Raw genomic sequence first — 20,364 nt, 5'->3', positions numbered from 1 at the left:
GGCAACTTATTTGATTTTAAATTCCCGGCTCACCTTGGTTTTGCCCTGTTGGAGTTCGGCCTGGTAGGTGCCTTCCGGCAGGTAGGTCTTTCCGTTGCCGGCTGTTTTCAGCGGCACCTTGTTCTTTTTCAGGAAGTCGCTCTTGCCCTCCTTGCTGAAGGCCAGGTCGTAGGAAAGGATGTTGAAGCCCGCATCGGCGTTGAGCTGCGTCTCGCTCACTACGGTGCCGTCCGCGCTCAGTATGCGCGCCTGCACCGTCCCGGGCGACTGGGCAAAGAACTCGATGTCCAGGCCCGGCGTGTTGGGCTCCCCCCAGGTGGAGCGCGTATTCCCCCAGCGGGAGGAGTGGCGGATCTCCGGCAGGTCAAAGACCACGAGCGGTTCGGAGAGGTCCTGGGCGGGAAGCGCCTCCAGGGCGCCGATGTCCGCCTTGTAGATGCTCCGGCCATGGGTGCCCACCAACAGGTGGCCCGCCTTAGGCTGGATCACCAGGTCGTGCACGGCCACGTTGGGCAGGCCGTTTTGCATGAGTTCCCAGGTAGCGCCCCGGTCCAGGCTGGCGTAGAGCCCGTTGTCCGTGCCCACAAAGAGCAGGTTTTCGTTTTTGGGGTCTTCCACCAAGGCGTTTACCGGGGAGGCCGGCAAGCCGTCCGCCAGGGACCTCCAGGTGGCCCCGTAATCCTCGCTCACGTACACATAGGGGGTAAAGTCGTCCCAGCGGTAGCCGTTCAGGGCAACATACACCCGTTCCTTTTTGTGGGAGGAGGCCGCCACGCGGCTCACCCATAAGTCTTCCGGGAAGCTGCCGGAGATTTGCTGCCAGGAGCCGCCGCCGTTTTTGCTCACATGTACCAGCCCGTCGTCGCTGCCCGTGTAGAGCAATCCAAACTGGAAGGACGATTCCGAGACGGTGGTCAGCGTGCCGTAGGCGACGTTCCCCTTTTTCCCGCCCCGGGTCAGGTCGTCCGAGATGGCTGTCCAGTCGTCGCCCTGGTTCATGGACCGGTGCAGTTTGTTGCCGCCCAGGTAGAGGATGTCCTGGTTGTGGGGCGAAAGCAGGATGGGCGTCTGCCAGTTAAAGCGGTAGGGCGATTCCCCCAGTTCGTGTTTCGGCTGGATGTAGGTGCGTTTGTCTGCCCCGAGGTCCAGGCGGAAATAATTCCCGAACTGGAAGCCCGTGTAGACGATGTCCGAGTTGCGGCTATCGACCTCCACCTGCATGCCGTCCCCGCCCAGGAGCATCTCCCAGGGGTAGCGGCCGCTCTGGTGCCACCCGTCCGATTCGCCGGCGTTGTGGGCCCCTTTCCACACCCCGTTGTCCTGCAGGCCGCCGTACACGTTGTAGGGGTCCTCGTGGTCTACTGCAATGGCGTAGAACTGCCCCACGGACGGGGAGTTGTTCTTGATCCAGTGTTCGCCGTAGTCGTAGGTGATGTTGATGCCCCCGTCGTTCCCGTTGATCAGGTGGCCTTCCTTCTCCGGGTTGATCCAGAGGGCGTGGTGGTCTGCATGTACGTTGTCCCCGTCTATCGCCTCAAAGGTTTTGCCCCCGTCTGCCGAGCGGATCAGCGGGACGCCGGCCAGGTAGATTTGATCCCGGTCGTACGGGGCCACCCGGATCTGCCCGAAGTAGTAGCCGTAGCTGTAAAACAGGTCGTCGATGTAGCCCTCGTGGGTCCGCGTCCAGGTGCGACCCCCGTCCTCGGAGCGATACACCTCCGCCCCGATGACCGGGGTGTCGAAGAGCAGGGAATTTGCGTCTTCCAGGTAGGTGGCCAGGTCCGCAGGTTTCACCGAGCCGCTCCGCACCAGTTGCTTGACGTTTTCCGCCCGGTATTTCTCCTGGAAGCCATTGGTCTTCAGGAATTCGTTCAGCTCGCCGTTGTCCAGGGCCAGGAGCCGGGAGGCGGACATCGATTTAAAATCGTCCTTGGTAAGCCCCTCATCCGCATCTGCGTCGCCGGACTCTTTGGGGCGCCGGTCCTGGTTGTCGATGACGGCATAGACAATCTGGTGGTCAAATGCGGCCAGGCCAATCCGACCGGCGCCGGATCCGGTGGGGAACCCACTGCCTGCGGCGGTCATCAAATTCCAGTTGTCGCCCCCGTCAATGCTTTTATAGATACCCGTACCCGGGCCGCTGCCGTCAAAGTTCCAGGCCTTCCGGTCGCGCTGCCAGGAAGCGGCATAGAGGACTTCCGGGCGCCCCGGGGAGGCTACCAGGTCGATCATCCCGGTTTTGTCGTCCACAAAAAGCGTCCGCTGCCAGCTGGCGCCCCCGTCCGTAGTCTTGTAGATGCCCCGTTCCTCGTTGTCCGAGTAGAGGTGTCCCGCCACGGCCACCACTACCTCGTCCGGGTTTTCCGGGTGGATGACGATCCGGCCGATATGGTGGGAATCCGGCAGGCCGGCAAAGGTCCAGCTCTCCCCCCCGTCTGTGGATTTGTACAGGCCGATCCCGGCGTAGGACGACCGGGACGCGTTGTTTTCTCCCGTTCCCACCCAGATGGTGCCGGAAGGCCAGTGTACGGCAACCGCCCCGAGGTTCTGCGTGGGGGCGTTGTCCATGACGGGGGTAAAACTCGTCCCGTTGTTGTCGGTGTACCAGAGGCCGCCCGATGCATAGGCCACATAGAATTCCACCGGGTTGTCCGGGTTGACGGCCAGGTCCACCACGCGGCCGCTCATTACGCTCGGGCCGATATTCTCCAAACGGAGGTTGGCCACTTTGGAGGCGTTGGCCATCCGGGCTTTTTGCTCCAGGGCCTGTTGTACGACAGAGGCGTCGGTAGCAGGGGCTTGGGCCAGTAAGGGTAGGGTCGCCAGGCAGGCGGCAAGGGTACGGAAAATCTTCATTTCTATGGGCTGGTTTTGCTTGTAGGATTCCCCCTGCAATGTGTGATTTTTACACAAAACAGTTGCACGGGTGCCTAAAAAATTGTTAATTTATTCCTCTTTTCGGACGAATCTACCAAAAAAGCGCGACACCTGTTCAATGAACATTGCCCGCTTTCAGGACAGCTCCCGGAAGACCAAAGATCGCATATCCTGCTTCTAATAGCAACTAACCAACCAACCACACCTCGGGGGCTTCACAAAGCCCCCTTTTTTTGTCCCGACCGCCCGGAATCTTCGCCCCCCGAATTATTGTTCCCGCCTGCCGAATTTTTGTTCCCACCCCCGCGAATCCCTACCTTTGGGCAAACCGAAAATACCTATGAAGTACCACCCGATCGATTCCGGGCTTTTCACCAGGAACCGCCAGAAGTTTATGGCGAAGATGCAGCCCGGCAGCCTGGCCGTTTTTAACTCCAACGACGTATACCCCATCGGGGCGGACAGCACGATGCCCTTCCGCCAGGCCCCGGACATCTTCTACCTCTCCGGGGTGGACCAGGAGGAATCCATCCTGCTGCTGTTCCCGGACGCCATCGACCCGAAACACCGGGAAATCCTCTTTTTGCGGGAGACCAACGACCACATCGCCGTCTGGGAAGGCGAAAAACTCACCAAGGACCGGGCCTTCGCCACTTCGGGTATCCGCACAGTGTACTGGCTCCAGGACTTTGACAAGGTGTTTTTTGACCTGATGACCGAGGCGCACACCATCTACTTCAACACCAACGAACACTACCGGCAGGCCGTGGAAACCGAGACCCGGGAAGACCGGTTCATCCACGCGACCAAACGGAAATTCCCGGCCCACAAGGTGGCCAAGAGCAACCCGATCCTGCAGGAGATCCGGGGAGTCAAGGAACCCGAGGAAATCGACCTGATGCAAACCGCTTGCGGGATTACCGAAAAGGGCTTCCGCCGGGTGCTCGGCTTCGTAAAACCCGGCGTCTGGGAGTTCGAGATCGAGGCGGAATTCCTGCACGAATTCATCCGGAACCGCTCCCGCGGCTTTGCCTATACGCCCATTATCGCCTCGGGCAACAGCGCTAACGTGTTGCACTACGTAGAGAACAAAAACCAGTGCCGGGAAGGGGAGCTCATCCTGATGGACGTGGGGGCCGAATACGCCAATTATTCCAGCGACATGACGCGGACCATCCCGGTGAGCGGCCGCTTTACGGACCGGCAAAAACAGGTGTACAACGCTGTTTTGAACGTCAAGAAGGAGGCCACCAAAATGCTGGTGCCCGGCACGCTCTGGGCGGAATACCACAAAGAGGTGGGCAAGCTGATGACCTCTGAGCTCCTGGGCCTGGGCCTGCTGGACAAGGCAGACGTACAGAACGAGGACCCGGACAAACCGGCCTATAAACAATACTTCATGCACGGCACCAGCCACCACATTGGCCTGGACACCCACGACTACGGGGCGCTGAAAACCCCCATGCAGCCCAACATGGTCTTTACCGTGGAGCCCGGCATCTACGTGCCCGAAGAGGGCTTCGGCATCCGCCTGGAAGACGACGTGGTTATCCGGGATAAGGGCGAGCCACTGAACCTGATGGCGGACATCCCGATTGAGGTGGAGGAGATTGAATCACTGATGAATGGGTGATTCGATTTGAAGATTTGAAGATTTGTCGATTTGAAAATGCAGCGAGGTGATTTGGAAATTTGTCAATGAGGCAATGGCTAAGCCCGCTCGATATCAAAGAGGGAAAGTGAACGAGCCGATACCAGCCAACTCGCCGGGATGGCGCGATACCCCATTTTCAAATCTTCAAACCGGCAAATTTTCAAATTAAAAAACCCCGGGCACTGGCCGCGGGGTTTTTCTTCGTGTAACTCAAAAAACAAACTACTCTTCGATAAAAAGATAGTTTAGGTTCAGGTCGTTGAAGGCCTTGTTGAAGGCGGTGATTTCCTCGTCGACCATTTTGTCGAATGCGCTGAGCTGGGTTTCGATCTCCCGGCTGAGTTCCTGCTGCACGGCGATGTCCTGCTCGGTGGGCGGGAAATCGTCCAGGCTCACCAGGGAATTCAGGTGGGCCAGCTTGTTGGTCAGGCGGATCGGGAAGTTCAGCGGATCCTGCCCGCTGCGGTTCTGGGTCTGGTAGAGCGCTTTTTCGATCTCGCCGAAGCCTTCCTTCATCTCCTTCGCCTTTTCCACCAACTCTTCCGTCGCTTCATTGCCCTTATACTGCTTCATAAAGGCGTCCAGCTGGTCGTTCACCTTCCGAATCTTCTCAATAGACTGGTGGGCCCGGTCTACGGTCTCGTTCACAGCCGTGATAAAGTCGTGCTGCTTCTGCATGTCGGCCACGGTTGCCTCGGCCCGCGGGTCCGGCACAATCCGGAATTGCTGGGTTTGAGTCTCCCCGTTCGCCGTCAGGTGTACCTGGTAACTGCCGGGAACCGCCTTGGGCCCGCTGAGGTTCGCCCACCAGAGGATCATGCCGGGCAGGCGTTTGGCCCCCTTGCCCTCGGTATCCCAAACATGCGTGTTGCCGCCTTTTTCCACCTTTAGCTTTTTGTCGTTCTCCGACGCATACGTGCTGAAGTTCGCCAGGGTATCCCCGGCCATCGTCGTATAGGTCAGGGCCACGCTGTCCTTCTCGGAGAAATTCTTCATATAGAAGTGGGTCACCACGCCATTCGGGTGGTTCTGCCCCTCGGTGAGCGATGGGGTGCTGCGCGCCCCGCCCTTGGTGCGATAGGCATCCTTGGGCTTGTAGAGGATGCTGGTGGCAGACCGCTTGGCGTCGTCCAGCTGGTGGAGGACGGTGAGGTCGTCCAGGATCCAGAGGCTCCGGCCCTGGGTGGCTACAATCAGGTTGTTGTCCTTGATGGTCAGGTCGGTGATCGGCACCACGGGGAGGTTCAGCTGGAAGGGTTTCCAGGAGGCCCCGTCGTCAAAAGAGATATACATGCCCGTCTCGGTACCTGCGTAGAGCAGGCCTTTCCGCTTCGGGTCTTCGCGTACCACCCGGGTAAAGTGCTCCGGGTCGATGCCGCTGGTGATCTCCGTCCAGCTCTGGCCGTAATCGGTGGTCTTGTACAGGTAGGGCTTAAAATCCCCGAGCTTGTAGCGGGTGGCCGCCACGTAAGCCGTACCCTCGTCAAAATAGGAGGGATCGATGCTGTTGACCATACTCCATTCCGGCATATTCGGCGGGGTGACATTCTCCCAGTTCTGCCCCCCGTCCCGGGAGATGTGGATGAGCCCGTCGTCGCTGCCCACCCAGAGGAGGCCCTCCTTAAGCGGGCTCTCGTTGGCGGCAAAAATGGTGCAGTAATACTCTACCCCGGTGTTGTCCTGGGTGATGGGCCCGCCGCTGGAGACCAGCTTGTCGGGATCGTTCCGGGTGAGGTCCGGGCTCAGGAGTTCCCAGCTCTGCCCCTCGTTCGTACTCATGTGCACGTGGTTCGAAAAGGTGTAGAGCTTGTTTGGGTCGTGGCGGGAAAAGATGATCGGGAAGTTCCACTGGAAGCGGTACTTCATCCCCTCGGCCCCGTACCCCATCGGGTTGTCCGGCCAGACGTTGATGGCGCGCACGGTTTGGGCGTCGTGGTTCACGCGGGTCAGGAAGCCGCCGTAGCTGCCCCCATAGACAATGTCGTCGTTTTCCGGGTCTACGGCAATGTGGGCCGATTCGCCCCCGGCCGTCGGTTCCCAGTCTTCCTCCCCAATGCCGAAGCCGTCCGAGCGGTGGCGGATGCGGACGGTGGAGTTGTCCTGCTGGGCCGCGTAAATCCGGTAGGGAAAGGCGTTGTCGGTGGTCACCCGGTAGAATTGGGCGGTGGGCTGGTTGTAATAGGTGCTCCAGGTGGTGCCCCCGTCGTAGGAAACCTGGGCGCCGCCGTCGTCCCCGATGATCATCCGCTGCGGGTCCTCGGGTGCAATCCAGAGGTCGTGGTGGTCGCCGTGGGGCGCGTTGAAGGTTTCAAACGTCTTGCCCCCGTCCGACGACTTGTGGTAGCGCACGTTCAATACGTAGACCACGTCCTCGTCCTGGGTATCCGCATACACGCGGGTGTAATACCAGGCGCGCTGGCGCAGGTTCCGGTCGTCGTTGATCTGTTTCCAGGTCTCGCCTCCGTCCTCGCTCCGGTAGAGGCCGCCCTTATCTTTGTTTTCCACAATGGCAAAGACGCGCTGGGAATTCACCGGCGATACGGCTACGCCGATGATCCCGAGGGTATCCGTCGGGAAGCCGTCGTTTTTGGAGATCTCTGTCCAGGTTTCCCCGGAGTCCGTAGACTTCCAGAGGGCCGAGCCGTCGCCCCCGCTGCTCAGGGAGTAGGGGGTGCGCTGCACGCGCCAGGTGCTCGCGTAGAGGATGCGCGGGTTGGTGGGGTCGAAGGTGAGGTCCACGGCCCCGGCCTGCTCGTTGGCAAAGAGGACCTTGCGCCAGGTCTCGCCCCCGTCCGTACTCTTGTATACGCCCCGTTCCTGGGTAGGTTTGTAGATATTCCCCAGCACGGCCGCAAAGACCACGTCCGGGTTTTTCGGGTGCACTTTCAGGCGCGGGATGTGCCGGCTTTTCGCCAGGCCGGCTTCCTGCCAGGTCTTCCCGGCGTCCACGGACTTCCAGACGCCATAGCCGCTGGAGACGTTCCCCCTCACGGTTTTCTCGCCCCCGCCCACGTAGATGACGTTCGGGTCGCTCGCTGCAATTTCAACCGCCCCGATACTGCCGCCAAAGTAGCCGTCCGAGATATTTTCCCAGGTGCGGCCCCCGTCCTGGGTGCGCCAGACACCGCCCCCGGTGGCCCCGAAGTAAAACAGGTTCGGCTTGCCCGGCACGCCGGTTACCGCCGCGGACCGGCCGCCCCGGAAGGGGCCTACCAGCCGGTATTCCATGGAGGAATACAAGGATTCGGGAAAGGTTGTGGTATTCGATCGGTTGCGCCGTTGGGCATCGGTTTGCCAGGGCGCCAGGCAAAGGAAAAGCAGGAGGATCCCTGCTTTGAAAAGTGGGTTACTCATAGTTGTTTTTCGTATTCGAATTAGTCAGCTGTTGAAGGTACTAATTATTTTTATTTTCGGCGGTTGCTCCCGCCCGGGGCAGCCACCTGCCGCCGGGCATAAAAAAGAGGGGGCCCCTGCCCCCTCCATCTGGTATTCCGTATCGGAAAAACCGAAATTTTCAGTCTCAGAACCGGTAGCCGACCCCGAGTTGGAAGCCTTTGGTTTTTAAGGAGATGTCCTCAAAACCGGGCTCCTCTTCGGCGATGTTGGACAGCCCCAGGTTGTACCGGGCATCCACAAAGAAACCGGCCGGCAACTCATAGGCCGCCCCAAAGTTCAGCGCAAAGTTGGTGGATTTAAGGCCGTCGGTATCCCCGTCTTCGGCATCCACCAGGAAGCCGATTTGCGGGCCCGCCTGCACGTTAAATCCATCCACGACGTAGTACTTCAGCATGAGCGGGAGGTTGATAAAGCTCACGCTGGCATCTTTCGCCCCTTCAATGGAATATTGCAATTCGGGTTGAAAGTTCAGCTTTTCAGCAATGCCGATATCCACGTAGCCGCCGACAAAAATGCTCGTGGCACCGTCCGGGGAAATCCCGTCGCCGTCAAAGTCGAGCTTCAGGTTGGAAAAGTTCGCCCCGGCCTTCACGCCAAAGGTGATGTCGCGGTCCTGGGCCTGCAGCTGGAAGGCCCCTAAAACCAGGCAAAAAATCAAGAGTTTTTTCATTCGGTATCAAAGGATTAGGTTTCTATTAAACAAAGTAAATGTAGTGCGAAAAGCAATTCGTCGGCCAATTATTTTCGGGAATCGACAGGCCGGGTAACCCGCGACATCCCCACCTCCCAGATCACCAGATTGCGGCATCACCTACCGGGTGAACCGGGATTGAATTCGTACCTTTCCGGGTGTTTACTGCCCGCTCCGGCCGGAGTGGAAAAAGCGCCCGAACCATGCAAGAAAACCGCAACCTCCAAACCGCCTTTTATGTGGGCCTGTTCCTGTCGATGATCGGGGTGCTCTTCCCGCTCTGGGGCGCGCCCCTGGTGGTGGCCGGCAGCGGGATTCTGATGGTGACCACCCGCCGCTACGGCGACCCGCATGCCCGGTGGTACCGCGTGTGCTTTCTAATGATTGTCCTGGGGGTGATCTCGCTCTGGACCCGTTTTGCCATCAGCGGCCTGGATGCGGAGGCCGCCCTGGCCGACGGCTGGGGGATGCTCGTGCTGCCCTACCCGCTCGGGTGGTTCGGGATATTGATCCTGGTGTTTATCCGGTTGTTTATCCGCCGTGCTCCCCAATAATCCTTACATTCCGGGAAAATACCGAATGATGAACACGCAACTTAAATGGCCGCTCCTCCTGTTCGCAGGCTTGATGCTGGGCCTGACAGCCTGTAAAACCGAACCGGAGGCCCATTCGGCTTCAAACGCGTCCGCCCCGGACCGCCCGGTATCGGACACCTACCAGCCCGCCCGCTTTGAGGAGGACAACCGGGCCGAAAGGATCCGGAGCCTCGCCCCCGACATGCAACGACTCATCGAGGAGCACGCTGCAGAGCGTCACATCCCCGGCATTGCCTACGGCGTCGTTGTGGACGACGAACTGGTCGTGTCCGGCGCCACGGGCGTGCTCGACATCGAATCCGAGCGACCGGCCACCACCTCTTCCGCCTTCCGGATTGCTTCCATGACCAAGAGCTTTACGGCCATGGCCATCGTGAAATTGCGGGATGAAGGCCGCCTGGCCCTGGCAGACCCGGCCGAAAAATACATCCCGGAGATGGCCGGTCTTGAATACCTCACCAGCGATGCCCCCGCCATTACCATCGAAAACCTGCTGACGATGACTGCCGGCTTCCCGGAAGACAACCCCTGGGGCGACCGGCAACTGGACGAAACGGACCAGATGCTCACCGACCTGATGGCCGGCGGGGTCTCCTTCAGCAACCCGGCCTCCTTTGCATTTGAGTACAGCAATACGGGGTATGCCTTGCTGGGCAAGATCATCTCGGAGGTTTCCGGGCAGCCCTACCAGGAGTACATCCGGGAAGAAATCCTGCTGCCCCTGGGCATGACCCGGACCTATTGGGAATACGACAGCGTGCCGGCCGACATCCTGGCCCATGGCTATCGGTGGGAAGACGAACAATGGAAGCCGGAGCCCATTTTACACGACGGGTCGTATGGCGCCATGGGTGGGCTCATCACCACCATTGAGGACTTCAGCAAGTATGTGAGCTTCCACCTGTCTGCCTGGCCGCCCCGGAGCGCCCCGGATGAGGGACCGGTGAAGCGAAGTTCTTTGCGGGACATGCAGCAACCGCGTTTCTCCCGTTTGTACGCGGAGGCCAAAGACTGGAATGGGGAAGACTGCGCCGTGATGTCCGGCTACGCACTTGGCCTGGGAAGCGCTACATTTTGCAACGGCCTCCGACAGGTCTCCCACGGGGGCGCCCTGCCCGGATACGGCAGCAACTATGTGTTTTTTCCGGACTACGGGATCGGGGTCATGGCCTTCGGCAACCGCACCTACACCTCCCCGTACTCCCTCGGGCCCGTCTACCGCAAAATCTTCGATTCGCTCCAGGTAAAGCCGCGCGCCCTGCCGGTGTCGGATATCCTTAAAACCCGCAAGGAGGAAGTAGCCCAGTGGGTCCGCAGCGGCGATCCGCAGGTGGAAGCCCGCATCATGGCCGAAAACTTCTTTATGGACCAGAGCAGGGAACACCGCCGGTCTGAAATCGCGGAAGTCCTGGAGGAAGCCGGGGACATTTCGTCCGTGGGCGAATTAGAGCCGGAAAACCAGCTCCGCGGACGGTTCCGCATGCAGGCCGCAAACGGGGAGGTGGTTGTATTCTTTACCCTTACCCCGGAGGCCGACCCGAAGGTGCAGCAACTGGACGTGAGTTTTGAAGGCGAAAATGAGGATTAAACACAATTAAACAGACATGTTGTGCCCTGGTTCCTGATCGCTTCGTATCCGGACCCGGGCCCGGGTCCGGGACTCGTGCACTTCCCGGCGGGGGTGAATGGGCACGGTTGTTGTACATTTTGAGTCGAAATTTGCCGGGACGCATCCCCAACAATATCATGGTTAATGGCTGAGAAAAAGAGCAAGAAAGAAAAGAAAAGCACCCGGGCGCTGGCCGTCGTGCCCGCCACGCAATTGGAGGCGGAGGACCTGCGCGTGCTGGAATCTGCCAAACGGCGGATGGAAAATATTGGCTGGGCCATGGAGGGGCTCAACCAGCTCGGGAACAAGATCGACAAGCAGGTGTCCCGTTTGTCTGAGGGCCAGCAAAAGCAGTTGCAACAGATCAGTTATACCGTGCTGCAGCGGGTAGTGCAGTCCAACCTGAAAACCATGGACCCGGATAAGGCCAAGCCGGCTTCTCTCAACACGGCCTACCAGGCCATGGCCTCCCTCTCAGGCGCCATTGGCGGGGCCTTCGGCTTTGTGGCCTTTGCGGCCGATATGGCCCTGACCACCAAGCTGATGATGCGTTCCATCATGGACATCGCCCGCAGCGAGGGGGAGGACCTGCGGGAACTTGACACCCAGCTGGCCTGCCTGCAGGTGTTTGCCCTGGGCGGGAAATCCAAGCACGACGACAGCCTGGATACGGGGTACTATGCCCTGCGCATGTCCATCCGGTCTGCCTTGCGGGGGGTGGCCAACCCGCTGGCCAAGGCCATCGGGCAGGTGGCCGGCCGTTTCAGCGTGCAGGTGACTGAGAAATTTGCCGCCCAGGCCGTCCCGGTAATCGGGGCTGTGGGCGGGGCTGCCATCAACACGGCGTTTATGACCCACTTCCAGAACATGGCCGAGGCCCATTTTGCCGTCCGCCGCCTGGAGCGAAAGTACGGGTTGGAGGCGGTTGAGGCGGCGTATCATGCCATTGGGGACGTGGCGAAGCAATAAACGCTGTTTACTGGGCCCCCACCCGCCCGCCACTTCCAACCTAACCCCACCCCCTGCAAGTTCCTATCAATATCCACATTCCAAACACCCGGTTAATCACCTGATTTTATTATCTTTAGAAGGAATTCTCATCCCGGAACCCCGCATTTCCGGCCACAGGCCCGTTCCCCGAATTTCCCCCGGCAAGGTAAATCCGGTTTGGACAAAAAACCTGTGTAAGATGAAACCATCCAGACGTCACCCCATTCCTTTCTGCATCTTCGTCCTGGCCCTCCTTTTTGGATGCGCGGATAAGGAGGTGCAACCCGAAGATTATTCGCCCGAGATGGCCATTCAATGGAATGACCGGATTATGGAACTGGCCGTGGAAAAAGACGGGCTCTTGACGCTTAACGGCGTACGCACCGAAGCCATTGCTTTTACGGCGGCACACAATGCGCTCAATGCCATCCACCCCGTATATGAAACGTACCATTTTTCCGGGTCGCTCCCGGATGCCAACCCATCTGCGGCCGTAGCCCAGGCGCTGTATGAGGTGACGGCAGCCAGTTTTCCGGACCAGCAGGAACAGATCCGGGGCTGGCTGGGGGAGGTGCTGGATACGATCCCGGAGGGTGCTGCCCGGGAGGCCGGCATCCAAATGGGAAAGGAAGCCGCCAAAGCCCTGCTGGAGATGCGGCAGGCGGACCAGTGGAACGGGGAGGCCGAATATACCTGGCACCCCATGGCCCCGGGCGTTTACGCGGAGTTTAACGAGCATAGCGGCACCCCGGAGGGATTTGTTTTCGGGGCCGGCTGGGCCCGGGCCGAACCCTTCCTGTTGGAGTCCCCGGACCAGTTCCGGTCGCCTCCGCCTCCGGATATCGCTTCGGATGCCTACACGGCTGCCTTTAACGAGGTAAAATCCGTGGGAAGTGAATCCAGCGATACCCGTACGAAAGACCAGGCGCATCTGGCTATGTGGTGGAAGGATTTTGTGGAAAATTCGCATAACCGGCTGGCCAGGCAGTTGGTCGCTGCGGAAGGCCTGAACCTGTGGGAAACGGTCCGCAGCATGGCCCTGCTGAACATGACCGTCTACGATGCCTATGTGAACGTATTCGACAACAAGTTCCACTACAACCACTGGCGCCCCTATACGGCGATCCGATGGGCCGCCAACGATGAAAACCCGGATACGGAACCCGACGAGGAGTGGAACAACCTGCACCGGCATACCTATGCCTTCCCATCCTACCCTTCGGCCCATGGCTCTGCGAGTTCCGCAGCCATGCGCGTCCTTTCCGAAACCCTGGGAACCGGAGACGACTACGCCTTTACCATGCGCACCGTACAGGTGGACAGCGCCGGGCCATTTTCCGGGAAAATGACCATGGACCCGCCCGTGCGATCCTTTTCTTCCTTTACCGAGGCGGGTTTGGAAGCGGCCATGTCCAGGGTGTACCTGGGCATCCACTTCCGGTACGATTCGGAGGAAGGCCACCGGCTGGGCAATGCTATCGGGGATTATGCAAATGACAATTTTTTGAGGCCGTTGCCGCGTTAAATCGAATCTGGAAATGGGCCCCCACCCTCCCGCCACATCCAACCTAACCCCACCCCCTGCAACTACCTGGCAAAAAGCAATTTAACAGCTGGAAGGCCGTATACCGCGTGCATATTTTTTGTATATTCAATCGCTTCGCTAAACCGGGCCATCCGATGCATGTATTTGCCGGCAGGCCCGGAGGCGGAGCACCATAAAAATTCAAATTGCAGCCATGCCAAAGTACATTATTGAACGGGACCTCCCGGGAGCCGGGAGCCTGACCGAGGAACAACTTCAGGGAATTTCCCAGACGTCCTGCGGGGTACTGCAGGAGATGGGCCCGAGCATCCAATGGGTACACAGCTACGTAACCGGAGACAAGGTTTTCTGCGTCTACGTGGCCCCCAACGAGGAGATGATTCGGGAGCACGCAAAACAAGGGGGGTTCCCGGCTAACGCCGTGCGGGAAGTCAAAACGATGATCGACCCGGTTACCGCCGAGTAACCGCCTACACCCTGCGGCAATTTCCTATCTTAGGGCAGCCAATCCAGCTGCCCATGAGATGCTTATTTTTATTCCGGACCCCGCGTCCGCTGAACCTTTTCCTGGCACTTGCAGGGATGCTTTTTCTCCAGATGTCTTCACCCCTCCATAGCCAAAATCGCCTCCGCGACCACGGGATTGAATTGGGCGTATTGCGCCCGGGAACTCACAATGCCATCACCGATGTGCCCGGGGTGAGCGTAGGCCATACGACGCTTATCGAGGATGTGGATACCTCGGGAGGGAATGCAGAAACCACAGGCGGGCCCGCAGGCTCCCCAAGTGGACACACCACCATCCGGTCAGGGGTTACCGCCATCCTCCCGCACGGGGGGAACATCTTCCAGGAGAAGGTGCCGGCGGCCATCCACATCGGCAACGGCTTTGGCAAGCTGGCGGGGTATTCCCAGGTGGAAGAGCTCGGGAATATCGAGACGCCCATTATCCTCACCAATACGCTCAGCGTGCCCTCGGCCATGGACGCGCTTATATCTTATACGCTAGGGCTCCCGGGCAATGAGGAAGTACGTTCGGTCAATGCCGTGGTGGGGGAGACCAACGACGGTTACCTGAACGATATACGCGGCCGACATATTACCGAAGCCCACGTGTTGGAAGCCATTGAAAACGCCCGGGGCGGGGCCGTGGCCGAAGGCAATGTGGGGGCCGGGACAGGGACGATGGCCTTTGGCTACAAAGGCGGGATCGGCACCTCCTCCCGGGTGCTGCCCGAGCGGTTCAACGGGTATACGGTGGGGGTGCTTGTACAGTCCAATTTTGGCGGGGTGCTTACCCTGAACGGCAGGAACCTGGCGAAGGCGCTTAATCGCGTACCCCGGAATTACCGGTACGACACGGACGGGTCCTGCATGATGGTGGTGTTTACCGACGCCCCCCTGGATGCCCGCAACTTAAAGCGGCTCGCCAAACGTTGCATGCTGGGACTGGCCCGGACCGGGGGCATCGCCTCGAATGGGAGCGGGGATTACGTAATAGCCGTTTCCACTGCGGAATCCAATCGCATCCCCCATACCCCGGAGGGCATGGTTGCTGAGGTGCCCACCGTCTCCAATGATTTTATGTCCCCCCTGTTTTTGGCTGCCATCGAGGCCACCGAGGAAGCCATCTGGAATTCCCTGTTTGCGGCCGAAACCCTGGATGGCCGGGACGGTCACCGGGCCGAAGCGCTGCCGGTAGCGAAAGTCCTGGAACTGGTGCGGGAATAGCGCAAGTTTCGCTTTGGGAAATCCCCGATCCGGCCGGGAATTCCGGTAGGTCAGGAATTCGGGCAGGTCTGGCCCAAGTCTATCGGTTTATAAACGGGTCCGGTTCCGGACTGCGGCCAGCTGCAGGGCGGCAAACGCATTGAGGATGCCCCCGGATTTGCAGAGCCGCGTAAAGGGAACCCGCTGAGGGGATGCAGACCGGGTTTTCCGGGGCAAATACACCTCCCCATCCACCCGTGTGGCCGAAGCCATAAGGATGTCCTTGATTTCCGCAGCCGTAAAATCCGGATAGTGGGACCACACCAGGGCGGCCACCCCGGCCACGAGGGGTGCGGCATAGGAAGTCCCCTGCTTATAGGCATAACCGTTCCCCGTATGGGGGGTAAAGATGAAGTTCCCCGGGGCAAACAGGTCCACGTTGCGCTGGCCGTAATTGCTGAAGGAGGCAACCAGGGCGGGTCCTTTTCGGGGCGACAGGGCTCCCACGCTCAGGAAGGACTCGGTAAATTCCCCATCCGGGGTGTAGTCCAGCGGGTAGTAATCCACGGCATCCAGGTCATCGGCCGTATTCCCGGCGGAGTGTACCAGCAGCACGTCCCGCTGGGAGGCATAGCGGATGGCGTCCTGCACCCACTTGGGATACAGCGACTGGCGCTTCCCCCAGCTCATGTTGATGATTTTGGCCCCGTTGTCCACGGCATATCGGATGGCCAGGGCCACATCCTTGTCGTGTTCATCCCCTTCGGCCACCATCACCACGGGCATGATCCGGATCTTCTCGGAAACATCGGCAACCCCGAGGCGATTGTTGGGCCGGGCCGCCAGCACCCCGGCCACCCCAAGGGCGTGTTCCATGGGTGCCCGTCCGGAAATTACCGGGTTCCCGTACCGGCGGTCGTACAGGTCGTCGGGCCGGTCGCCGGTAATGGCCCGTTCCTGGTAATCCGGGTTGTAGAAGAACTGCTTTTGGATGGCGATGGCATTGCGTTGCTCCCGGAGCGCCCGGGATTCCCGGAGTGCCGCCACATTCTGGTTGGCTGCCCCATTCCGGAGGGCTTCACCATCCCGCAGTGCCGCATTATCCCCGAGTGCAGCCTGATCCCGCAGGGCTGCTTCCTCCCGGCTGAGGATGGAATCCAGGGCGCGGTAGTTCTCCCGGAAAAAGGCGGCGTCTTCCCGGTAGGCCGCCGCGTACTTCTGCAGGGTGGCCAGCCGTTTGGGGTCTGAGAGCCTCAGCGCCGCCGTATCGATTTGTTCCAGGAGGCGGGCCGCCCGGGCCGTTTCGCTCAGTTGGTACAGCACGTCTTCCCCGGCTGAATTCCCCAGGAAATTCCAGCCGTGCACGTCGTCCGTATACCCGTTGCCGTCATCGTCCAGGCCGTTGCCCGGGATTTCACCCGGATTCGTCCAGAGGTTGTCGCGGATCGCCTCGTGGCGGATGTCGAGTTTGGTATCGAGCACGGCTACCACCACCTCCTCTCCGGTGTGGCCGCTCTTATGGGTGTCCAGCCAGGCGTAGGCCTTCTCCAGGCTAATCCCCGGCAGGCTGTCCTGCTTCCAGTCTGCCAGGTGCCAGCCCCTGAGCCTATGGCGTGCGCTCCGGTTCGCGTTCGCCCGTAACTGGTGTTCCCGGGCGTTGTGTTCCCGGGCCTGCTGCTCGCGGATTTGTTTTTCACGTACCTGGTACTCCCGGGACGTGTACACTCGGTACCGTTCGCCCGCAGGCTGCGCCAGTGCCCAGGCGGCAGGGAAAATCAACAGGAATAACAGGATACTTTTCGACATCACAATTCAGACCACATAAACATTCGACCAACCGGCGAGGCACTTGCGCCAGGGCATTTCCGGCAGGTACTTAAAGATACTAATCCTGCCGCAATCCCGCAGGCGCGGAATGGGCCGCCTGCCCCTTGGCCTGTTTGCGAATCTTAAATATATTTAGGCGCAACGGGCAATCAGGTCAGGCACAACGGGCACCCCATGCCCCGCGAGCCCCCACAAGGCCCATCAACCTTCCAACCATGCGCAAAAAACTTTGGCACATCCTGGAAAGCCAGGACTCCCGCACCGGCTTGTACTTCCACTATTTTATCCAGACGCTTATCCTGCTCTCGCTCATCGCCTACGCCATTGAGACGCTTCCCGGCCTGAGCCCTGCCGTGCAGGACGGCCTCTACGTTTTTGAAATCTTTACCGTGTCGGTTTTTACGGTGGAATACCTGCTGCGGATCTATGTGGCCCCCAAACCCCTGCGGTACATCTTCAGTTTTTACGGTATCATCGACCTGCTGGCCATTTTGCCCTTCTACCTGAACAGCGCGCTGGACTGGCGGGCCCTGCGGTCGTTCCGAATCCTGCGGCTGGTACGCGCCCTGAAGATGATCCGCTACAACCGGGCCCTTGAGCGGTTTACCATTGCCGCCCGGATGGTGCGGGAGGAAATCGTCCTGTTTTTTATCATCACTTTTATCGTGCTCTACCTCACCTCGGCGGGCATCTACTACTTTGAACACGCCGCCCAGCCAGAGGCCTTCGCCTCCATTTTCCACAGTTTCTGGTGGTCGATTGTGACGCTTACCACGGTGGGCTACGGCGACGTGTACCCGGTAACAGTCGGGGGGAAGATCTTCACCTTCTTTGTGCTGATCATCGGGGTGGGCATCGTGACGGTCCCCGCCGGTTTGGTGGCCTCCTCCCTGTCGAAGGCCCGGGAGATTGAAACCGAGGCATCCGAGAAGAAAAAGGCGCAGGGGGAATCCGAATAGGGGTGCCGGGGCGTGGGCCCACAAGAATCCCCCGGCATTCGAACCCATCGCCTTCGATCCCACCGCATTCCTTCGCCCGTATGGGAACCCTCCAATGAAAATTTCAAACAGTTCCGTATCTTTCACAATCAAACAACTCAACATGCAAAAAACAATCACGACGCTGGCGCTCGCAGCGCTGGTTTTATCCTGCAAGGGCGAACCCAAGGCCGAGGACGTTGTAGACGAATTGTCCGAGATGGCTGCGGAAGATACGGGCGAATGGCAATACCTCTTTGACGGCACTTCCCTGGAGGGGTGGCGCGGCTACAACGCGGAGACCATGCCCCCGGGCTGGGTCATTGAGGACTCGGTGCTCACCTTTAAGACCGAGCTGGGCCTGGAGCAGGATTACGAAGGCGGGAAAGACATTCTATACGCCGCCGAGGAATTCGATAATTTTGAATTGTACCTGGAGTGGAAGCTGCCCGAGGGCGGCAATAGCGGGATTTTTTACCACGTAAAAGAAGGGTACGACGGCCCGCCCGTGGTGGCCCCGGAATACCAATTGATCGACGATGAAAACTACGCCCGCATCCACGACCTCACCGAATACAACCTGAGCCTGGGCTATACGGAAAACCCGAATGAGCTCAAGCCCCTGCAGCAGACCGGGGCGGACTATGCGATGCACCCGCCGGACCCGGGCAAGACGCTCCACCCGGTGGGGGAGTGGAACTCCTCCAAGATTGTGTTTACCCCGGAGCGGGTGGAACACTGGTTGAATGGGGAGATGATCCTGTCGTTTGTGCCCTGGGACGACGCCTGGGAGGAGAAAAAGAACTCGGACAAATGGAAGAACAGCCCGGCATACGGGACGTTTAAAAAGGGCTATATCGCCCTGCAGGACCACGCGAGCCCGATCTGGTTCCGGAATATTAAGATCCGGAAATTGTGAGGCTGCAAGTTGCAAGCAGCGAACCCGTAATTAGCCGGACTGCAACTTCCAAGCAGCAAAAAGCCAGAAGGCAAACTGCAATTTCCAATCAGGCAACAACAAAAATTAGAATCGTCAGCACACCGCCAGCGCTGCCAAATGAACACAAACTAAACGAAACAAGCCTAACAGTATCAAAATGAACAAACGCGACTTTATCAAGAAATCCGGCCTCGGCGCCCTGGGCGTGGCCCTGGCTCCATCCTTTTTGCAGAACCTCAAACACCTGGGCCCGCAAGACCGCCTGCGCACCGCCCACATTGGCCTGGGCGTACAGGGGCTCGCCGACCTGCAGGACACGGCATCCCACCCGGCTGTGGAGGTTGTGGCCCTGTGCGACGTGGATGCTACCGCCCTGGCGAATGCCTCAGCCCGCTACCCGGACGCCAAAACGTATACAGACTACCGCACGCTGCTCAATGAGATGAAAGACGAGATAGACGCGGTAATCGTGGCCACCCCGGACCACACCCACGCCCCGGCTTCGCTCATGGCCATGGAGATGGACAAGCCCGTTTACTGCCAGAAGCCGCTTACGCATTTTGTGTCCGAGTCGCGGGAGATGAAAAAAATGGCTGCCGAGAAAGGCCTGGTGACCCAGATGGGCATCCAGGTGCACAGCTTTTACGACTACAAACTGGCCACACTGCTGATCCGCGACGGCATCATCGGGAAGGTGCACACGGTGCGCGCCTGGAGCCCCAAGGAATGGGGGTATAACGGCCCGGAACCCACGGGATCGGACCCCATCCCCGAGGACCTGGACTGGAACCTCTGGCTGGGCACTGCCCCGGAGCGGCCCTATAAGGAGGGCTTCTACCACCCGGGCGCCTGGAGGCGGATTATGGACTACGGCTGTGGCACCCTGGGGGATATGGGCGTGCACATCTTTGACACCCCCTACAACGCCCTGGAGCTGGACGTGCCCCGCACCATCATGACCGAGTGTCGCGAGCCCACCGGCTTTGGCTACCCGGAAAACAACACAGTCACCTATGAATTCCCGGGCACCGACTACACGGCCGAATCCCTGAAATGGGTCTGGTACGACGGCCCTGGCGTCCCGCCCGAGCACGAGGACCTGAAACTCCCCGGAGGCGAGGCCCTGCACGACCAGGGCGCCATGTTCCTGGGCGAAAAAGGCAAATTGTACCTGCCGCACTTTATGCTGGAGCCCAAGCTTATCGTCGATGGCCAGTACAAGGAAATGGACGTGGAGAAATACAATCTGGGCACCCCGGTGCGCAACTACGCCAGCGAGGGCCCCAAGCACTACCACGAGTTTGTGGATGCCTGCCTGGGCAAAGGCGAAACATCAGCGCCCTTTGACTACGCCGCGCGCCTGACGGAGACCATCCTGCTGGGCACCATCGCCGGCCGCTTCCCCGGGGAAACCCTCCACTGGGATGCCAAAAAAGCCCGCTTTAAAGAAGGCAAAGCGAATAAGTTTTTGAAGGGGAAGTATCGGAGGTTTTAGAATTTATGTACAACACAAGCAAAGGGATTTTGTGTGTCTAACCATAAGACTCTATT

The 20,364-nt window shown here is 59.5% G+C and carries 14 protein-coding genes; 10 read left to right on the top strand and 4 right to left on the bottom strand.

Going from position 1 to position 20,364, the window contains the following annotated elements; genetic code table 11:
• Positions 1 to 6 precede the first annotated feature (6 nt).
• Positions 7 to 2,856: a beta propeller repeat protein gene (locus tag RB2501_RS02995; protein ID WP_041327440.1), complete on the bottom strand. Its 2,850-nt coding sequence runs from the start codon at positions 2,854 to 2,856 to the stop codon at positions 7 to 9.
• 361 nt (positions 2,857 to 3,217) lie between these two features.
• Here RB2501_RS02995 and RB2501_RS02990 point away from each other — a divergent pair, with 361 nt between their 5' ends.
• Positions 3,218 to 4,510 (top strand): aminopeptidase P N-terminal domain-containing protein, encoded by a 1,293-nt coding sequence (locus RB2501_RS02990; RefSeq protein WP_041326925.1) that lies wholly within the window; start codon positions 3,218 to 3,220, stop codon positions 4,508 to 4,510.
• Between the two features lie 243 nt (positions 4,511 to 4,753).
• On the opposite strand, the gene RB2501_RS02985 is transcribed toward RB2501_RS02990, so the two are convergent.
• On the bottom strand, positions 4,754 to 7,885 hold the full coding sequence (locus tag RB2501_RS02985) for a WD40/YVTN/BNR-like repeat-containing protein (RefSeq protein WP_015753252.1): 3,132 nt from the start codon (positions 7,883 to 7,885) through the stop codon (positions 4,754 to 4,756).
• A 166-nt stretch (positions 7,886 to 8,051) separates the two neighbouring features.
• The gene (locus tag RB2501_RS02980; RefSeq protein ID WP_015753251.1) at positions 8,052 to 8,597 is read right to left on the bottom strand and encodes a porin family protein; all 546 of its coding nucleotides are present in this window, start codon (positions 8,595 to 8,597) and stop codon (positions 8,052 to 8,054) included.
• 224 nt (positions 8,598 to 8,821) lie between these two features.
• Between RB2501_RS02980 and RB2501_RS02975 the strand changes: the two genes are divergently transcribed.
• The 6 genes from RB2501_RS02975 (at position 8,822) to RB2501_RS02945 (ending at position 15,090) form a co-directional block, all read left to right on the top strand.
• Positions 8,822 to 9,172 (top strand): hypothetical protein, encoded by a 351-nt coding sequence (locus RB2501_RS02975; protein WP_015753250.1) that lies wholly within the window; start codon positions 8,822 to 8,824, stop codon positions 9,170 to 9,172.
• Positions 9,173 to 9,200: 28 nt separating this feature from the next.
• Positions 9,201 to 10,802 (top strand): serine hydrolase domain-containing protein, encoded by a 1,602-nt coding sequence (locus RB2501_RS02970; protein WP_148214278.1) that lies wholly within the window; start codon positions 9,201 to 9,203, stop codon positions 10,800 to 10,802.
• A 165-nt stretch (positions 10,803 to 10,967) separates the two neighbouring features.
• A complete protein-coding gene (locus tag RB2501_RS02965) occupies positions 10,968 to 11,792 on the top strand; it encodes an EcsC family protein (protein ID WP_015753248.1) in 825 nt (274 codons plus the stop codon).
• A 220-nt stretch (positions 11,793 to 12,012) separates the two neighbouring features.
• Positions 12,013 to 13,338 carry a vanadium-dependent haloperoxidase gene (locus RB2501_RS02955; RefSeq protein WP_083760679.1) on the top strand — a complete coding sequence of 442 codons (1,326 nt, stop codon included), beginning with the start codon at positions 12,013 to 12,015 and terminating at the stop codon, positions 13,336 to 13,338.
• 214 nt (positions 13,339 to 13,552) lie between these two features.
• Positions 13,553 to 13,825 (top strand): DUF4242 domain-containing protein, encoded by a 273-nt coding sequence (locus tag RB2501_RS02950; RefSeq protein WP_015753245.1) that lies wholly within the window; start codon positions 13,553 to 13,555, stop codon positions 13,823 to 13,825.
• Positions 13,826 to 13,878: 53 nt separating this feature from the next.
• Positions 13,879 to 15,090 (top strand): DmpA family aminopeptidase, encoded by a 1,212-nt coding sequence (locus tag RB2501_RS02945; protein ID WP_202944105.1) that lies wholly within the window; start codon positions 13,879 to 13,881, stop codon positions 15,088 to 15,090.
• Between the two features lie 87 nt (positions 15,091 to 15,177).
• Here RB2501_RS02945 and RB2501_RS02940 read toward each other — a convergent pair whose 3' ends face one another.
• Positions 15,178 to 16,875, bottom strand: a complete 1,698-nt coding sequence (locus tag RB2501_RS02940) for a S8 family serine peptidase (protein ID WP_015753243.1) — start codon at positions 16,873 to 16,875, stop codon at positions 15,178 to 15,180.
• Positions 16,876 to 17,111: 236 nt separating this feature from the next.
• Here RB2501_RS02940 and RB2501_RS02935 point away from each other — a divergent pair, with 236 nt between their 5' ends.
• From RB2501_RS02935 to RB2501_RS02925, 3 genes are all read left to right on the top strand, one after another.
• Positions 17,112 to 17,855, top strand: coding sequence for an ion transporter (locus RB2501_RS02935; RefSeq protein ID WP_015753242.1), 744 nt, complete (start codon positions 17,112 to 17,114; stop codon positions 17,853 to 17,855).
• A 142-nt stretch (positions 17,856 to 17,997) separates the two neighbouring features.
• Positions 17,998 to 18,792: a 3-keto-disaccharide hydrolase gene (locus tag RB2501_RS02930; RefSeq protein ID WP_015753241.1), complete on the top strand. Its 795-nt coding sequence runs from the start codon at positions 17,998 to 18,000 to the stop codon at positions 18,790 to 18,792.
• A gap of 178 nt (positions 18,793 to 18,970) precedes the next feature.
• Positions 18,971 to 20,308 (top strand): Gfo/Idh/MocA family protein, encoded by a 1,338-nt coding sequence (locus tag RB2501_RS02925; protein WP_015753240.1) that lies wholly within the window; start codon positions 18,971 to 18,973, stop codon positions 20,306 to 20,308.
• Positions 20,309 to 20,364: the final 56 nt, after the last annotated feature.

Source organism: Robiginitalea biformata HTCC2501 (genome assembly GCF_000024125.1).
Lineage (GTDB): Bacteria > Bacteroidota > Bacteroidia > Flavobacteriales > Flavobacteriaceae > Robiginitalea > Robiginitalea biformata.
This window is presented reverse-complemented; position numbering and strand designations above follow the sequence as displayed.

Excerpts from the sequence above, each read along its gene's own strand:
- RB2501_RS02970 (WP_148214278.1), top strand. The coding sequence starts at position 9,201 with ATGAACACGCAACTTAAATGGCCGCTCCTCCTGTTCGCAGGCTTGATG.
- RB2501_RS02980 (WP_015753251.1), bottom strand. The coding sequence starts at position 8,597 with ATGAAAAAACTCTTGATTTTTTGCCTGGTTTTAGGGGCCTTCCAGCTG.
- RB2501_RS02985 (WP_015753252.1), bottom strand. The coding sequence starts at position 7,885 with ATGAGTAACCCACTTTTCAAAGCAGGGATCCTCCTGCTTTTCCTTTGC.
- RB2501_RS02990 (WP_041326925.1), top strand. The coding sequence starts at position 3,218 with ATGAAGTACCACCCGATCGATTCCGGGCTTTTCACCAGGAACCGCCAG.
- RB2501_RS02995 (WP_041327440.1), bottom strand. The coding sequence starts at position 2,856 with ATGAAGATTTTCCGTACCCTTGCCGCCTGCCTGGCGACCCTACCCTTA.
- RB2501_RS02975 (WP_015753250.1), top strand. The coding sequence starts at position 8,822 with ATGCAAGAAAACCGCAACCTCCAAACCGCCTTTTATGTGGGCCTGTTC.
- RB2501_RS02950 (WP_015753245.1), top strand. The coding sequence starts at position 13,553 with ATGCCAAAGTACATTATTGAACGGGACCTCCCGGGAGCCGGGAGCCTG.
- RB2501_RS02935 (WP_015753242.1), top strand. The coding sequence starts at position 17,112 with ATGCGCAAAAAACTTTGGCACATCCTGGAAAGCCAGGACTCCCGCACC.
- RB2501_RS02930 (WP_015753241.1), top strand. The coding sequence starts at position 17,998 with ATGCAAAAAACAATCACGACGCTGGCGCTCGCAGCGCTGGTTTTATCC.
- RB2501_RS02925 (WP_015753240.1), top strand. The coding sequence starts at position 18,971 with ATGAACAAACGCGACTTTATCAAGAAATCCGGCCTCGGCGCCCTGGGC.
- RB2501_RS02945 (WP_202944105.1), top strand. The coding sequence starts at position 13,879 with ATGAGATGCTTATTTTTATTCCGGACCCCGCGTCCGCTGAACCTTTTC.
- RB2501_RS02940 (WP_015753243.1), bottom strand. The coding sequence starts at position 16,875 with ATGTCGAAAAGTATCCTGTTATTCCTGTTGATTTTCCCTGCCGCCTGG.
- RB2501_RS02955 (WP_083760679.1), top strand. The coding sequence starts at position 12,013 with ATGAAACCATCCAGACGTCACCCCATTCCTTTCTGCATCTTCGTCCTG.
- RB2501_RS02965 (WP_015753248.1), top strand. The coding sequence starts at position 10,968 with ATGGCTGAGAAAAAGAGCAAGAAAGAAAAGAAAAGCACCCGGGCGCTG.